A 14769-nucleotide genomic window follows, 5' to 3' on the forward strand; every position below is an offset into this window, starting at 1 on the left:
GGTTAGGGTGGGGGTTCCCTCCAGAACGTGCTCCACCTCCCTTGCCCATCACCGCTGAAACCGACCTCTACGCCCCCGTCAAAGCCTTCCTCGAAGCCCAGGGTTACGACGTGAAGGCCGAGATACTTGGCTGCGACCTCGTCGCGGTGCGTGGGGCCGAGCCGCCGTTGATCGTCGAGTTGAAGAAGCGCTTCACCCTGGACCTGCTGCTTCAGGGGGTGGACCGGCTCGCCCTGACCGACACCGTCTATCTCGCCGTGCCGCAGCCGGGGCGCAAGGCCAGCGGCGCGTCGCCCCACGACAGCGGGGTGCGCAAGCTGTGCCGGCGGCTGGGCGTCGGGCTGCTGATCGTCGACACCGGCCGGGCGGCGGGGCATGAGGTGGAGGTTCTGCTCGACCCCGTTCCCTACAGCCCGCGCAAGGACAGGACGCGCACCGCCCGCCTGCTGGGCGAGCACGCGCGGCGCCGGGGCGATCCCAACCGCGGCGGCTCCACCCGCGTGCCCATCGTCACCGCCTACCGCCAGGACGCGCTGCGCTGCGCCCGGCTGCTGGTCGCCGGGCCGCTGTCCCTGAAGGCGTTGCGCGCCGCCGGGGCGCCGAAGGACGCTGCGGCCATTCTCCAGCGCAACGTCTACGGTTGGTTCGAACGGATCGCCAAGGGCACCTACGGTTTGACCGACGCCGGTCTTCAGGGGGTGGAGACCTTTGCCCACGCGCTGGCCGCGGAGTGACGCTGCCTCACCGGGGCGCGGCGCACCAGCGCCTCCAGAGGGTCCGGAACGCGTTCTCATAGGCGCGGGCCTGCCCCTCGACGTCGCCGAGCGGAGACGCCGCGACACGGCCCCGCAGCCCCGAGCGCAAGGTGGCGAGCGCGTCGAGATCGGAGGCCAGCTCCAAAGCGCGGGTGGCATAGGCATCGGCATTGCGGGCGATCAGATCCGGCAACCCTGCGCTGGTCAACATGGCCTCGCCGACCCTTGCGACTCCCAAATCGCCGGGACGGCTTGCCATGGTCAGGACCGGTACGCCCATCCACAACGCTTCGCAGGTCGTCGTGTGCCCGTTGAAGGGGAAGGGGTCCAGCGCGATGTCCAAGTCGTTGTAATCGTCGAAATTCGCCCGCAGTCCCGTGGGGGGCTGGCGCAATTCCAGCCGGTCGGCCACTCCGTACGCCCCGAAACGGTCGCGCAGGCGGGAGCAGGTCGAGGAATCCCGCATCGACATGTATTTCAGCACAAGACGGGAGTCCGGAACGGCGTTCAGAACGCGTGCCCACAGGGCCACCGTCTCGTCGGTCAGCTTGTTGAGATTGTTGAAGGATCCGAAGGTGACGAACCCATTGCGCAGCGCCGGCAGAGGGCCGACCTCCGGCGCCTCCGGTGGACCCTGATAGGCCCAGGAGATTTGAGGCAGCCGCAAGAGCGGTTCCGCATACTGCGTTTCCGTCCCCGGTGGACAAAGCAGGGCATCGGTGATGCAGGCGTCGAAATGGCCGATGCCGGTGGTGACGACGTTGACCGCGTTGGTCGCCTGAACCGGAGCAGGCCGCCGGGCGAAGACGGGCAGCCGGTTTCCCATGGTGTGTGCGGCCAGATCGACCAGAACGTCCACCCCGTCCCGCCGGATGGTATCCGCCAGTTCGTCATCGCTCAGGCTCGCCACGTCCCGCCACAGATCCGCAATTCCGCGGAAGCGCTGTGTCTTGGTGTCCGGCGCGGTGGTGGTCGAGTACAGCGCCAATTCGATCGCCGAGCGGTCGAAGGCCCGGAACAGCGGCTCCAGATAAAAGGAAAAGGCGTGGTTGCGGAAATCGCCCGACAAGAATGCGACGCGCAGCCGGCGGTCCGGGGCCGGATGGTTGGCGGGGGGCGGCAATGGCCGCGGCGGCGCGAATCTCGCGGCCCAGCGGCGCGATTCCGCCAGCAGATCGGCGCTGTCCTGACGGCTCAGGAAGAGAAGCGAATAGAGGTGGCGGCTGGCGATATCCCGATCGTCCGGGCACAGAATCACCGCGCGGCGCAACAGCTTCGATGGCGGTTCGACCTCGCCCATCGCCCCCAGCGCCCCGGCGAGGTTGCCGATGGCGCCCGCGTGGCCGGGATGCAGGGCGGAGGCGCGGTGCGCCGCGGTGACCGCCCGACCATGAAGGCCCAGGGTGTTCCAGGCGGCGGACAGGTTGACCCAGCTTCCCACAAAATCCGGCCGCAACGCCAGGGCCCGCAGAGACGCCATGGCGCCGTCATAAGAATGCCCGGTCTCGTCGAGCAGCAGGCCGAGGTTGCTCCAAGCGTCGGCATGGCCGGGGGCGAGCACCAGCGTGTGGCGGAACTCCCGCATCGCTCCGGCCCGGTCGCCCAGCGCGTAGAGCGCCGCCGCGCGGTCGAAGCGGATGCCCGCATCCTCAGGCAGCAGCCCCGCCGCCCGCTCCAGAAGCGCCGATGCCTCCGCACGCTGCCCGGCGTCCCGGTGGGGCCGCGCCATGATCTGCAGCAGCAGGGCGGCGCGTCCCGCGGCGCGATGGTCGCCGGGCACCAGCCGCACCGCGCGCTCCAGCGCCGTGACCGCCGCTTCGCGCAAATGGGTGCCGCCGTGGGGCAGGGCGTTGCCGAAGCGGTACCAGCCCTCCGCCGTGTCGGGGGACAGCGACAGGGCGCGGCGATGGGCGGCGGCAGCCCGCTCCGGTTGCCCCGCGGCGTCGAGGATGTTGGCGAGGTTGGCGGGATAATCCGCCGCGTCGGGGCGCAGCGCCATGGCCTCGCCGATCAGCGCCGCGGCCTGTTCCACGCGCCCGGTCTGCCCGCACAGCACGCCCAGCAGATGGCGGGCGTCGGCCTGCTCGGGGGCGGCCTCCAGGATGCGCCCGTACAGGATCTCCGCCTCCGCCGACCGCCCGTTCATGTGGTGGTCGAGCGCGGCGGCAAGGGCTTCGGCGATGGTTGCCAGGGCGGGCCTCCGGTGTGAGGGGCGGGCGGTGGAGCGGTGGGGGTCAACGGGTCTTTTCGCCCATCGCGGACCCGCCGTCCACCGTCGGAAGACAGGTCACTCCACGAAGTCCTCGCGGCTGAGGCCGTAGCGCTTCAGCTTGTCGTAGAAGGTCTTGCGCGGAATGTTCAGCGCCTCGATGGCGGCCTTCACGCTGCCCTTGGCACGCGCCAGCTCGCTTTCGATCAGGCTCTTCTCGAACAGGTCCACCTGCTCCGCCAGCGACAGGCCGCTGCGGCCCGCCGCCATCGGCGGGGTGGTGGCGCCCATCGCCGACAGCGTGTCGTCCAGCCCCAGGACAAAGCGGTCGGCGGCGTTGCGCAGCTCGCGCACGTTGCCGGGCCAGTCGTGGGCCGCCAGCCGCTGCACCTGCGCCGGGCTCGGCGCGCGGGGCTCGCGGTTGTAGCGGGCGGCGGCCTGGACGACGAAATGCTGGAACAGCAGGGGGATGTCGTCGCGGCGGTCGCGCAGCGGCGGGATGGTCACCACGACGACGTTGAGCCGGTAATAGAGGTCCTCGCGGAACTTGCCCTCGCTGGCCGCCCTGCGCAGGTCCACCTTGGTCGCGGCGACGACGCGCAGGTCCACCGGAATCAGCTCGTTCGAGCCGAGCGGCTCCACCACCCGCTCCTGGATCACGCGCAGCAGCTTGACCTGGAGCGACAGCGGCATGCTCTCGATCTCGTCGAGGAACAGGGTGCCGCCGCTGGCGTGCTCGATGCGCCCGACGCGGCGCTTGCCGGCCCCGGTGAAGGCCCCGGCCTCGTGCCCGAACAGCTCGCTCTCGAAGATCGCCTCGGGCATGGCGCCGCAGTTCAGGGCGACGAAGGGGTGCTTGCGCCGGTTGCTGCCGGCGTGGAGGGCGCGGGCGACCATCTCCTTGCCGGTGCCGGTCTCACCCAGCACCAGCACGTCGGCGTCCGTGTCGGCCACCGCGGCGATGGCGCCGCGCAGCCGCTCGATCCCCGGCGTCCGCCCGACGATGGGCGAGGCCTCCCCGGCGGGCAGCCCGGCCAGCTGGTCGCGCAGGCGCCGGTTCTCCAACACCAGGCGGCGCTTCTCCACCGCGCGCCGCGTCACCTCGACCAGCCGGTCGGAGGGGAAGGGCTTTTCCAGGAAGTCGTAGGCGCCGCGCCGCATCGCCTCCACCGCCATCGGCACGTCGCCGTGACCGGTGATCAGGATGACCGGCAGCTCGGGGTCCAGCGCCAGGGCGCGTTCCATCAGCTCCAGCCCGTCGATCTGCGGCATGCGAACGTCGGTGACCAGGGCGCCCGGCCAGTCGCGGCCGAGATGGCGCAGCGCGCGCTCCGCCCCGTCGCAGGCGGTGACGTCGAAGCCGGCCAGCTCCAGCGCCTGCTGCCCGGCGAGGCGGACGGACCGTTCGTCGTCCACGAAGAGGACGGAGCCGCCCGGGGCGATGCTGCCGGTCGTCATGTCTGGGTATCCCTGCGCTTGAGGCGGATGGTGAAGAGGGCGCCGCCCTCCGGGTGGTTGGCGGCGGTCAGGCTGCCGCCGAAATCCTCGACGATGCCGTGGCTGATCGACAGGCCGAGGCCGAGCCCGTCGCCCGCCTCCTTGGTCGTGAAGAAGGGCACGAAGATGCGCGGCAGGTCGGCTTCGGCGATGCCGGGGCCGCTGTCGCGGACGGTCAGCACCGCCTCCTCCCCCTCCGCGGCCAGGGCGATGCGGACATGGCGGCGGGGCGAGGCGCGCATGGCGTCGGCGGCGTTGCCGATCAGGTTGACCAGCACCTGCTGCAACCGCACGTCCTCGCCGGTGACCAGCAGGGGGCCGGCGGGCAGGTCGGTGTCCACCGTCACGGAATCGCGGCGCAGCCGGGCCTCCAGCAGGGCCAGCGCCTGCCCGACGGCGGCGGCGGCGGACACCGCGCCCAGCGTGCCCGAGGCGCGCCGGGCGAAGCCCTTCAGGCTGCGGGTGATGGCGGCCATGCGGTCGGTCAGGTCGGCGATCTCCGCCAGATTGTCTCGCACCGCGTCCGGGCGTCCGCGCTCCAGCAGCACCACCGCGTTGTCGGCAAAGCTGCGGATGGCGGCCAGCGGCTGGTTGATCTCGTGGGCCATGGCCGCCGACATCTGGCCCAGCGCCGCCAGCTTCGCCGCCTGTGTCAGCTCGTTCTCGGTGGCGCGCAGCTCCGCGGTGGCGGCGGCGACGCGGCGCTCCAACTCGGCCCGCGCCTCTTCCTGGAGGGCCAGCCGCTCCACGAGGTTGAGGCGGCGCTGGGCCAGCGCGTGGCCGGTCAGGGCGGCCAGCGCCACCGCCGCGGCGGCGAGCAGGCCGGCCTGCTGGGCGCGGGTGGCGACCGGGGCGAGGCTGGTCAGGGCGTGAATGGTCCAATCGCCGCCGGGCAGCGCGGCCGATTGCAGGAGGTAACGCCGCTCCGCGTTGCCTTCCCGCAGGGTGATGCGGTCGGACGCCCCGCCGAAGGCCCAGGGCAGGGTGGGGATTTCCTCGCTCGTGGGGACCGCCGCCGCGGGCAGCGTGACCGGCAGGCGGCGGGGCAGGGCGTTGTAGCGCCAGACCTCGACGTTGGTGATGAAGACGACGCCGTCGCGGTCCGAGACCAGAACCTTCTCCCGGCCGTGCGACCAGGCCCGCTCCAGCTCCTGGAATCCGACTTTCAGGACCACGACGCCGGCCCCCCGGTCGCCTGCCCGCCCATCTGTGCGGTTTTCCGCCACCACCCGCTGCGCCGTGTAGTAGCCGGGGACGAGCGAGGTGGTGCCGAGCGCGAAATGATGCCCCTCCCCCCGCTCCATGGCCGACTGGAAATAGGGGCGGTAGCTGAAATTCTGCCCTACGAAGCTGGGCGAGGCGTTCCAGTTGCTGGCCGCCACAGTGGTGCCCGCCCCGTTCATCACATAGAGGGCGGACGCCTTCAGTGCCGCCGCGATGGCCTCCAGCTTGCGGTTCAGGCGGTCCACCCGCTCCGGGCTGGGATCGCGCAGCAGGTCAGCGACTTCCTGGTCGCGGGCGAGGACCATCGGCACGGCGGCGTGGCGCTCCAGCTCGGTGCGCAGGTTGGATTCATACAGCGACAGCTGCGCCGATCCCTGTTCGCGCAGGGATTCGCCGGCGTTGTCCGCCGCCAAGCCCGCCGCCACCGCCGCGGCCAGCGGCATGCCGACGACCAGAACGGCCAGCATCACCCGCCGCGGACGGGCGAACAGGACGGGCAGCCGCCGGGCGACCCAGTCGCGGCTTTGCGAAAATGTCCGGCGGGCGGGGGCGATCCTAACCAACGGTCCTCAATCCATGCTGCACCGCAACAAGAGATCGTGCGGAGGGGGCGGTGTGCGGATTTTCGCACACGGATTCCGCCCCTGTCGTGCGGATTCTGACCCACGCGCTCCGTCAGAGCGCTGCGATTCCTCGCTTTTAATCTTGGCACACCGCTTGCTTTGACAAGGGCATGACGGGCCGGCCGCCGACCGCGATACAAGAGCGGCAGCCCATTTCAGGAACGCCACGAGGAGACGATCATGCACGCCCAAGGGCAACCCCAGAAAAAGCCATTCTACACGAACCTGACCGTCCAGGTTCTGACCGCGATCACCATCGGCATTCTGCTTGGCCATTTCTATCCGGCTCTTGCGGTGCAGATGAAGCCTCTGGGCGATGTCTTCATCAAGATGATCAAGATGGTCATCGGCCCGATCGTCTTCCTGACCGTGGTCACCGGCATCTCCTCGATCGGCGACATGAAGAAGGTCGGCAAGGTCGGCGGCAAGGCGATCCTGTATTTCGAGATCGTCACCACCTTCGCCCTGGGTCTCGGCCTGCTGGTCGTCAACCTGGTGAAGCCGGGTGCCGGGATGAACATCCAGGCCGGCTCGCTGAAGGCCGACGCCGTCGCCAAATACGCGACCGAGGCGCAGAACCACACGACCATCGACTTCCTGGTCAACATCGTCCCGGACAACGTCATCGGCGCCTTCGTCAAGGGCGACATGCTGCAGATCCTGTTCTTCGCGGTGATCTTCGGCGTCGCGCTGTCCGCCATGGGCCAGAAGGGCAAGGTGGTCGAGGACATGTTCGAGAAGGTGTCGCACGCCCTGTTCGGCGTGATCGGCATCCTGATGCGCGTCGCCCCGCTGGGCGCCTTCGGTGCGATGTCCTTCACCATCGGCAAGTACGGCGTGTCGTCGCTGACCTCGCTCGGCCAGCTCATGGCGGCGGTCTACATCACGATGGCGCTGTTCGTCTTCGGCGTGCTGGGCAGCATCGCCCGCCTGTACAACTTCAGCCTCCTGACCTTCCTGCGCTACATCAAGGACGAGCTGCTGATCGTGCTCGGCACCTCCTCGTCGGAGTCCGTGCTGCCGCGCATGATGGAGAAGATGCAGAAGTTCGGCTGCTCCAAGCACGTCGTCGGCCTCGTCATCCCGACCGGCTACTCGTTCAACCTCGACGGCACCTCGATCTACCTGTCGATGGCCGCGATCTTCATCGCCCAGGCCTTCAACATCGACCTGACGATCTGGCAGCAGCTCACCATCCTCGGCTTGCTGATGCTGACCTCCAAGGGTGCGGCGGCGGTCACCGGCGGCGGCTTCGTGACTCTGGCGGCCACCCTGTCGGCCACCGGCCACCTGCCGATCGAGGGGCTGGCGCTGCTGCTGGGCGTCGACCGCTTCATGTCGGAAGCCCGCGCCATCACCAACCTGATCGGCAACGGTGTCGCCACCATCGTGGTTGCCAAGATGGAAGGCGAGTTCGACGAGGGCAAGGCGGTCGCCGAGTACCAGGAGCACTTCAAGGAACCGGCCCTGGCCCGCATCTGACGCGGGTCCGGCCTCTGGTCCTGAGGCGTGAAAAGGAAGGGGCGGTCCGCCGCGGGCTGCCCCTTTCCCATTCCGGTGCCCGGGCAATTCGGGTATAAGCCGGAGGGGAAACAGTTCGTCGTTCGGCAAATTAACTGAAATCAAGTTAAAAGGGGAGAGGACGTATGTCCGGCGACTTCGACGCGATGGCGCTTGAGTACCACCGGAATCCAAAGCCCGGTAAGTTGGCGATCGTCGCCACCAAGCCCATGGCGAACCAGCGCGACCTCGCGCTGGCCTACTCGCCGGGCGTGGCCGCGGCGTCCAGCGCCATCGCCGCCGACCCGGCCCAGGCCGCGGAGCTGACGGCCCGCGCCAACCTCGTGGCGGTCGTCACAAACGGTACGGCGGTGCTGGGCCTGGGCGACATCGGCCCCATGGCCGCCAAGCCGGTCATGGAGGGCAAGGCCGTCCTCTTCAAGAAGTTCGCCGGAATCGACTGCTTCGACCTGGAGCTGAACGAGAAGGACGTCGACGGTCTGGTCGACACCATCGTCCGGCTGGAGCCGACCTTCGGCGCCATCAACCTGGAGGACATCGCCGCCCCCGCCTGCTTCGAGGTGGAGCGCCGCTGCCGCGAGCGGATGAAGATCCCGGTCTTCCACGACGACCAGCACGGCACCGCCATCGTGGTGGGTGCGGCCGTCCTCAACGGGCTGAAGCTGGTCGGCAAGGACATCTCCACCGTCAAGGTCGTCTCCACCGGCGGCGGGGCCGCGGGCATCGCCTGCCTGGACCTGATGCTCAGCCTCGGCGTCAAGCGCGAGAACGTCTGGCTGGTCGACCGCATCGGCGTGGTCCACAAGGGCCGCAACGAGGAGATGAACCCCTACAAGGACGCCTACGCGCAGGACACCGACGCCCGCGTGCTGAACGACGTCATCGACGGGGCGGACATCTTCCTCGGCCTGTCCGGCGCCAAGGTGCTGAAGCCGGAAATGCTGGTCCGCATGGCCGACAAGCCGCTGGTGCTGGCGCTGGCCAACCCGGAGCCGGAAATCATGCCGGACCTCGCCCGGCAGGCCCGCCCCGACGCCATCATCGCCACCGGCCGCTCGGACTTCCCCAACCAGGTCAACAACGTCCTCTGCTTCCCCTTCATCTTCCGCGGCGCGCTGGACGTCGGCGCCACGACGGTGAACGAGGAGATGAAGATCGCCGCCACCCACGCCATGGCCAGCCTCGCCCAGGCCGAGCCGTCGGACGTGGTGGCCGCCGCCTATGTCGGCGAGAACCTGCGCTTCGGTCCGGACTACATCCTGCCCAAGCCCTTCGACCCGCGTCTGGTGATCGAGGTGTCCTCGGCGGTGGCCAAGGCCGCCATGGAGTCGGGCGTGGCGACGCGGCCGATCGTCGATTTCCGCGCCTACCGCGACAGCCTCGGCCAGTATGTCTTCCGCTCCGGCCTCGTCATGAAGCCGGTCATCACCAAGGCGAAGGCTGCCCCCAAGCGGATCGTCTACGCCGAGGGCGAGGAGCCGCGCGTGCTGCGCTGCGCCCAGGTTGTGGTGGACGACGGCATCGCCCACCCGGTCCTGCTCGGCCGCGCCGACGTCATCGAGCGGACGATCGCCGACATGGGCCTGCGCATCCGCATCGGCAAGGATGTCGAGGTGATCGAGGCCGCCCGTGACCTGCGCTGCCACAACTACGCCGAGGTCTACCGGCAGCTGATGGGCCGCCGCGGTGTGTCGCCGGCCAACGCGCTGAACATCGTGCGCAGCCAGCCGACCGTCTTCGGCGCGCTGATGGTCCGCCGGGGCGAAGCCGACGGCATGGTCTGCGGCACCTCGGGCCGCTACGGCGACCACTTCAACCACGTGATGGGGGTGATCGGCCTGCGCAAGGGCGTGAAGGTCGCCGGCGCCATGAACGGGCTGATCTCGCAGAAGGGCACGCACTTCATCTGCGACACCTACGTCAACCCCGACCCGACCGCCGAGCAGGTGGCCGAGATCGCCCGGCTGGCGGCGGAGGAGGTGAAGCGCTTCGGCATCGAGCCGAAGGTGGCGCTGCTCTCGCACTCCAACTTCGGCAGCGCCGACACCCCGTCGGCCCGCAAGATGCGTCTGGCCTACCAGCTCATCGCCGAGGAGATGCCCGACCTGGAGGTGGACGGCGAGATGCACGCCGACGCCGCCCTGTCGGAGGTGCTGCGCAAGGGCGTTCTGCCCGACAGCCGCCTGAAGGGCGAGGCGAACCTGCTGGTCATGCCGACCCTTGACGCCGCCAACATCGCCTTCAACATGCTGAAGATCATGGCCGACGCGCAGAATGTCGGGCCGATGCTGCTGGGTGCTGCGCGCCCCGTGCACATCGTCACTCCGTCGGTGACCACGCGCGGTCTGGTCAACATGACGGCGGTGGCGGTGGTCGACGCCCAGCTCGCCGCCCCGGTCAACGCCGCCCCGCGTCCCCCGGCGCTGCAGGACGGCGAGGACTGAGCAACCGCAGCCGCGGGGCCGGACGGCGCTTGCGCCGCCCTGGTCCCGCGGGCCACTCTGCCGGGATGAGTCCCGACGCCCCTTCCCGCGACGACCTGTCTACCCTGACGGCGTCGGCCGCCCGCCATCACGCGCAGGGACGGCTGGCCGAGGCGGTGACCGCCTACACCGACGCCTTGCGGCTGGATCGCCGCAACCCGGCGCTGCTCTACGGCTTCGGGCTGGTGCTGCGCGATCTCGGACAGATCGACGGGGCCGCCACATGCTTCGAGGCGGCCTTCGCCCTTGACCCCCGGCTCGTGGACGCGGCCGACAGCCTGGGCACGCTGCGCGCCGGGCAGGGCCGTTTCGCCGAGGCTGAATCCTGCCACCACGCCGCTCTGGCCCGCCGCTCCGACCGGGCGACGTTCTGGAACAATCTGGCCAACGCGCTGAGCCGGCAAGGCCGCGCTGCCGCCGCCCTGGCGGCGTGGCGGCGCGCCGTCCTGCTCGACCCGGCTCTGCCGGAGGGGCTGTCCAACCTCGGCGGCGGGCTGCGCGACGCCGAGCGGCTGGACGAGGCCGAGCGGGCGCACCGCCGCGCCCTGCGGCTGACGCCGGACGAGCCGCAGGCCAACAACAACTTCGGTCATGCGCTGCAGGCGCGGCTCCACCACGCGGAGGCGGCCCGCTGGTTCCGCCGCGCCCTGGCGCTCGACCCCGGCTATGCCGCGGCGCTCTGCAATCTCGGTCTGGCGGTGCAGCGGCTGGGCGACGGGGCGTGGGCGGAGCGTCTGTACGGGCGGGCGCTGTGCGTGGCGCCCGATCTGGCGCTGGCGCAGTTCAACCGCGGCCTGCTGCGTTTGGAGCGCGGCGAGTTGGTCGAGGGCTGGGCCGGCTATGGCTGGCGCTTTGCGTCCGGTCAGGCGGGCGGGGCGCGCCAGCCGCGGCTGCCCGCGTGGCGCGGCGAGGACTTGACGGGAAAGCGCCTGCTGATCTGGGGCGAGCAGGGGATGGGCGACGCCATTCTCTTCTCCTCCCTCTGCGCGGAGGCCATCGCCCGCGCCCGCTCCGTGGTGATCGAGACCGACCGGCGGCTGGTGCCGCTGTTCGCCCGCTCCTTTCCCGCCGCTCTGGTCCGTGCCCCGCGGTCCGATGCCGAAGCCGTGCCCGACTGCGACCTGCACACGCCGATCGGTTCCCTGGCACGGGTCTTCCGCCGTGATCTGTCCGCCTTCACCAGTCTCACCGGTGGCTGGCTGGTTCCCGACCCGGCGCGGGTGGCGCTTTGGCGTGACCGCGTCGCCACGCTCGGCCCCGGCCTGCGCGTGGGGATCGCCTGGCGCAGCGCGCTGATGACCGAATCGCGCCGTGCCGCCTACAGCCGGCTCGACCAGTGGGGCGCGCTGTTCGCCGTGCCGGGCGTCGTCTTCGTCACTCTCCAGTACGGCGCGTGCGAAGCCGAGCGGTGCGCGGCGGAGGCTCGGTTCGGCGTCGCCATCCACCGCTGGGGCGACCTCGACCTGACGGACGATGTCGAAGGGACGGCGGCGTTGATGGCGAACCTGGATCTGGTGATATCGCCCGCCACGGCGGTGGGGGAACTGGCGGCGGCGCTTGGCGTACCGGTCTGGCGCTTCGGCAGGCGCGACTGGACACAGCTCGGCAGCGCGGTGCGCCCCTGGTTCCCGGCGCAGCGCCTGTTCCAGCCCCACGGCGGAGAAGACATCCCTGGCGTGCTGAAAAGGATGGCCGGACAACTCTCTCGTTTCCCTATCTGAAATTTCGGCGAAAAACAATTCGCAACTTTACGTGCTTTGCGGTAATGTGAGGGGTCTAAAGATCCATTCGCGTTTCCCGGTGCGGGGGCGTGCCTGATGGGAGGGTGAGCCATGTCTGACGGAATGGCCGGCGTCAACCAGATGGTCTCGGACCTCAACAAGTCCGTGTCCGCGGCCGTCGAGCGCATGAAAGCGCAGCGGGAGGCCGAAGCCGCCGCCAGCGCGGACGTGCAGGAATTCCGCAAGGACGTCCGCAAGTCTTCCGTCAACACCCCCGGCTTTGCCACGGACATGGGCGTTCTCGCCAAGAACATGACCCGCTTGAACGTGGTCGGTGCGCTGGGCGCCGACGATCCCGTCGATTTCTATAAGTTCCGCGTGACCACGAAGGGTGCGGTGACGCTGGGGCAGGTCGGCGACGAGGGTCTGCGCCTCCAGGTGATGTCCAAGTTCGGCACGGTCGTGGCCGACAGCGACAAGAACGCCGGCAAGAATTACGACGCCTTCAAGGGCATGATGCAGGGCGAGTACGAACTCGACCGTGGCGACTACACCCTGCGCCTGACGCGTGAGAAGGGGCAGTCCGCCAAGGAAGCCAAGAACTACGCCATTCAGCTCAGCATGGGCAAGTACACCCAGGATTACGACACGGTCGTCAAGGCTCCGAAGAAGGGTGAAAGCCCCTTCAACCTGTCCACCGGTCAGCAGGCGATGCTGGACGGGTTGAGCCAAGCGGCGTCGAGCCTGAACTCGATCCCCACCGGCCAGTCCGGCACGCAGAAGCTTCTGGGCAGCTTCAACCTGTTCGTCTGACCGAAGCCCATCCTCCGCCAAAGGCCAAAGCCCTTTCCCCATCCATGGGGAAAGGGCTTTTTCCATCCGGGGCTTGCGGTCCACCCCGGCCAACGATCCGTTCCGGTCGGTGTTCCTCCGCTGGCGCACTCCGCATGCGGTGGACCTTTCGCCTCTGGGAAATGTTAAGCCAACGCTATGACCGCACCGGACCACCCGATCCTGCTCTGCCCCGACTGCGGGGAACCGCACGCCTTGCCACCGGCCTTGCCCGGCCATCTTGCGGAATGCCACCGCTGCGGGGCGGTGCTGCGTCATTTCAGGACCGGAGGGCTGGGGCACGCGGTGGCTCTCGCCATCGCCTCGACGATCCTGTTCATCACCGCCAACCTGTTCCCGATCCTGACCTTCGAGCTGGAGGGGCGGGCGCAGACGGCAACCCTGCTCAGCGGTTCGATGGCGCTGTGGGACGGCGGCTACGAGGTGCTGGGCGTCCTGGTCTTCTTCGTGCTGTTCCTGGCGCCGCTGGCGCAGGTGCTCGGCACGCTCTACGTCGTGATGCCGCTCGCCGCCGGACGGACGGCCGCGCCGGGCGCGGCCTGGACCTTCCGGACGGTGGCGAGGCTGCGCCGCTGGGCGATGGCGGAGGTCTTTCTGCTCGGCCTGATCGTCGCCTATGTGAAGCTGTCCGATCTGGCGGAGCTGGAGCCGGGGGCATCGCTGGCCGCGCTGGTCGCCTTCATCCTGGTGCAGGTGTGGGGGGAGGCGTCGCTCAGTCCCTTCGAGGTGTGGGAGCGGATCGCACCGCAGACCCGCGTCGCCCAGGCGGCCAACGCCGATCCGGAGCGGCTGACCGCCTGCCATGATTGCCATCAGGTGGTGGCCGGGTCGGAGGAGCCCGGATCACGGAGCGGGTGCCCACGCTGCGGCGCCCGTCTGCACCACCGCAAGCCGAACAGCCTGCCGCGCGGTTGGGCGCTGATTTCCGCGGCGACGATCCTCTACATTCCGGCGAACCTGCTGCCGATCATGACGGTGGTCTATTTCGGCGCCGGCCAGCCCGACACCATCCTGTCCGGTGTGGAGGCGCTGATCGCGGCGGAGATGTGGCCGGTGGCCCTGCTGGTCTTCTTCGCCAGCATCACCGTGCCGGTGCTGAAGCTGATCGGGCTGGCCTATCTGCTGTGGACGGTGCAGCGGGGGTCGCCGAAGCGGCAGCGCGACCGCACGCGGCTCTACCGTCTGATCGAGGGGGTTGGGCGCTGGTCCATGGTGGACATCTTCATGATCTCGCTTCTGGCGGCCCTGGTCCAGTTGGGCGCCATCGCCACCATCCACGCGGAGCTGGGCGCCGTCGCCTTCGCCGCGGTCGTCATCATCACCATGCTGGCGTCGGAGTCCTTCGACCCGCGGCTGATCTGGGATGCGCCGTCCGGGCGGGCGCAGCGGCAGGATTCCCCTCATGACTGATCCGAACTCGACGTTGGAGCCGGCCAGCCCGGTGATCCGCCGCCGTCGCGGGTTGTCGCTGATCTGGCTGGTGCCGCTGATCGCCGCGCTGATCGGCGGCTGGCTGGCCTGGAGGACGCTGAACGAGCGCGGCCCGACCATCACCATCACCTTCGACACGGCGGAGGGGTTGGAACCCGGCAAGACCCGCGTGCGCTACCGCGACGTGGATGTCGGGACGGTGCAGGGGGTGGCGGTGTCGCCCGATCTGGCGAACGTCATCGTCACCGTGCGCATGGTGAAGGGCGCCGCCTCCTACCTCAACGACCGGACGAGCTTCTGGGTGGTCAAGCCGCGGCTGGGATTCGGCGGCGTATCGGGCCTCGGCACCCTGATCTCGGGCGCCTACATCGGCATGGACCCGGGAACCGGGAACGGCGAAGCGCTCAGCGCCTTCCGCGGGCTGGAGGAGCCGCCGCTGATCCGGTCCAGCTC

The 14769-nt window shown here is 69.6% G+C and carries 10 protein-coding genes; 7 read left to right on the forward strand and 3 right to left on the reverse strand.

What is annotated here, in order from left to right:
• The first annotated feature begins 41 nt into the window (after positions 1–41).
• Positions 42–734 carry a DUF2161 domain-containing phosphodiesterase gene (locus GBZ26_RS17715; RefSeq protein WP_174439963.1) on the forward strand — a complete coding sequence of 231 codons (693 nt, stop codon included), beginning with the start codon at positions 42–44 and terminating at the stop codon, positions 732–734.
• Between the two features lie 7 nt (positions 735–741).
• Here GBZ26_RS17715 and GBZ26_RS17720 read toward each other — a convergent pair whose 3' ends face one another.
• The 3 genes from GBZ26_RS17720 to GBZ26_RS17730 form a co-directional block, all read right to left on the reverse strand.
• Positions 742–2901: a tetratricopeptide repeat protein gene (locus tag GBZ26_RS17720; protein ID WP_174439964.1), complete on the reverse strand. Its 2160-nt coding sequence runs from the start codon at positions 2899–2901 to the stop codon at positions 742–744.
• Positions 2902–3042: 141 nt separating this feature from the next.
• Positions 3043–4422: a sigma-54-dependent transcriptional regulator gene (locus tag GBZ26_RS17725; protein WP_174439965.1), complete on the reverse strand. Its 1380-nt coding sequence runs from the start codon at positions 4420–4422 to the stop codon at positions 3043–3045.
• Entirely contained in the window at positions 4419–6248 is a 1830-nt protein-coding gene (locus tag GBZ26_RS17730; RefSeq protein ID WP_247884835.1) for a sensor histidine kinase, read from the reverse strand. Before GBZ26_RS17730 ends, GBZ26_RS17725 begins: the two co-directional genes overlap by 4 nt.
• 240 nt (positions 6249–6488) lie before the next feature.
• On the opposite strand from GBZ26_RS17730, the gene GBZ26_RS17735 reads away from it, so the two are divergent.
• The 6 genes from GBZ26_RS17735 to GBZ26_RS17760 all read left to right on the forward strand — a co-directional run.
• Complete coding sequence (locus GBZ26_RS17735; protein WP_174439966.1) at positions 6489–7790, forward strand: dicarboxylate/amino acid:cation symporter; 1302 nt, start codon at positions 6489–6491, stop codon at positions 7788–7790.
• A gap of 164 nt (positions 7791–7954) precedes the next feature.
• Positions 7955–10273 (forward strand): NADP-dependent malic enzyme, encoded by a 2319-nt coding sequence (locus GBZ26_RS17740; RefSeq protein WP_174439967.1) that lies wholly within the window; start codon positions 7955–7957, stop codon positions 10271–10273.
• Positions 10274–10338: 65 nt separating this feature from the next.
• The gene (locus GBZ26_RS17745) at positions 10339–12033 is read left to right on the forward strand and encodes a tetratricopeptide repeat protein (RefSeq protein WP_174439968.1); all 1695 of its coding nucleotides are present in this window, start codon (positions 10339–10341) and stop codon (positions 12031–12033) included.
• A 111-nt stretch (positions 12034–12144) separates the two neighbouring features.
• Positions 12145–12846 carry a hypothetical protein gene (locus GBZ26_RS17750; RefSeq protein ID WP_174439969.1) on the forward strand — a complete coding sequence of 234 codons (702 nt, stop codon included), beginning with the start codon at positions 12145–12147 and terminating at the stop codon, positions 12844–12846.
• Between the two features lie 177 nt (positions 12847–13023).
• Entirely contained in the window at positions 13024–14295 is a 1272-nt protein-coding gene (locus GBZ26_RS17755) for a paraquat-inducible protein A (protein ID WP_174439970.1), read from the forward strand.
• On the forward strand, positions 14288–14769 hold a 482-nt coding region (locus GBZ26_RS17760), incomplete at its 3' end, for an MlaD family protein (RefSeq protein ID WP_247884836.1). The genes GBZ26_RS17755 and GBZ26_RS17760, both read left to right, overlap by 8 nt.

The organism is Azospirillum formosense (assembly GCF_013340925.1).
Classification (GTDB): Bacteria; Pseudomonadota; Alphaproteobacteria; order Azospirillales; family Azospirillaceae; genus Azospirillum; species Azospirillum formosense.

Bases quoted from the DNA above. Each gene is read 5' to 3' on its own strand.
- GBZ26_RS17720 (WP_174439964.1), bottom strand. From the start codon at position 2,901: ATGAACGGGCGGTCGGCGGAGGCGGAGATCCTGTACGGGCGCATCCTG.
- GBZ26_RS17725 (WP_174439965.1), bottom strand. From the start codon at position 4,422: ATGACGACCGGCAGCATCGCCCCGGGCGGCTCCGTCCTCTTCGTGGAC.
- GBZ26_RS17735 (WP_174439966.1), top strand. From the start codon at position 6,489: ATGCACGCCCAAGGGCAACCCCAGAAAAAGCCATTCTACACGAACCTG.
- GBZ26_RS17740 (WP_174439967.1), top strand. From the start codon at position 7,955: ATGTCCGGCGACTTCGACGCGATGGCGCTTGAGTACCACCGGAATCCA.
- GBZ26_RS17745 (WP_174439968.1), top strand. From the start codon at position 10,339: ATGAGTCCCGACGCCCCTTCCCGCGACGACCTGTCTACCCTGACGGCG.
- GBZ26_RS17750 (WP_174439969.1), top strand. From the start codon at position 12,145: ATGTCTGACGGAATGGCCGGCGTCAACCAGATGGTCTCGGACCTCAAC.
- GBZ26_RS17755 (WP_174439970.1), top strand. From the start codon at position 13,024: ATGACCGCACCGGACCACCCGATCCTGCTCTGCCCCGACTGCGGGGAA.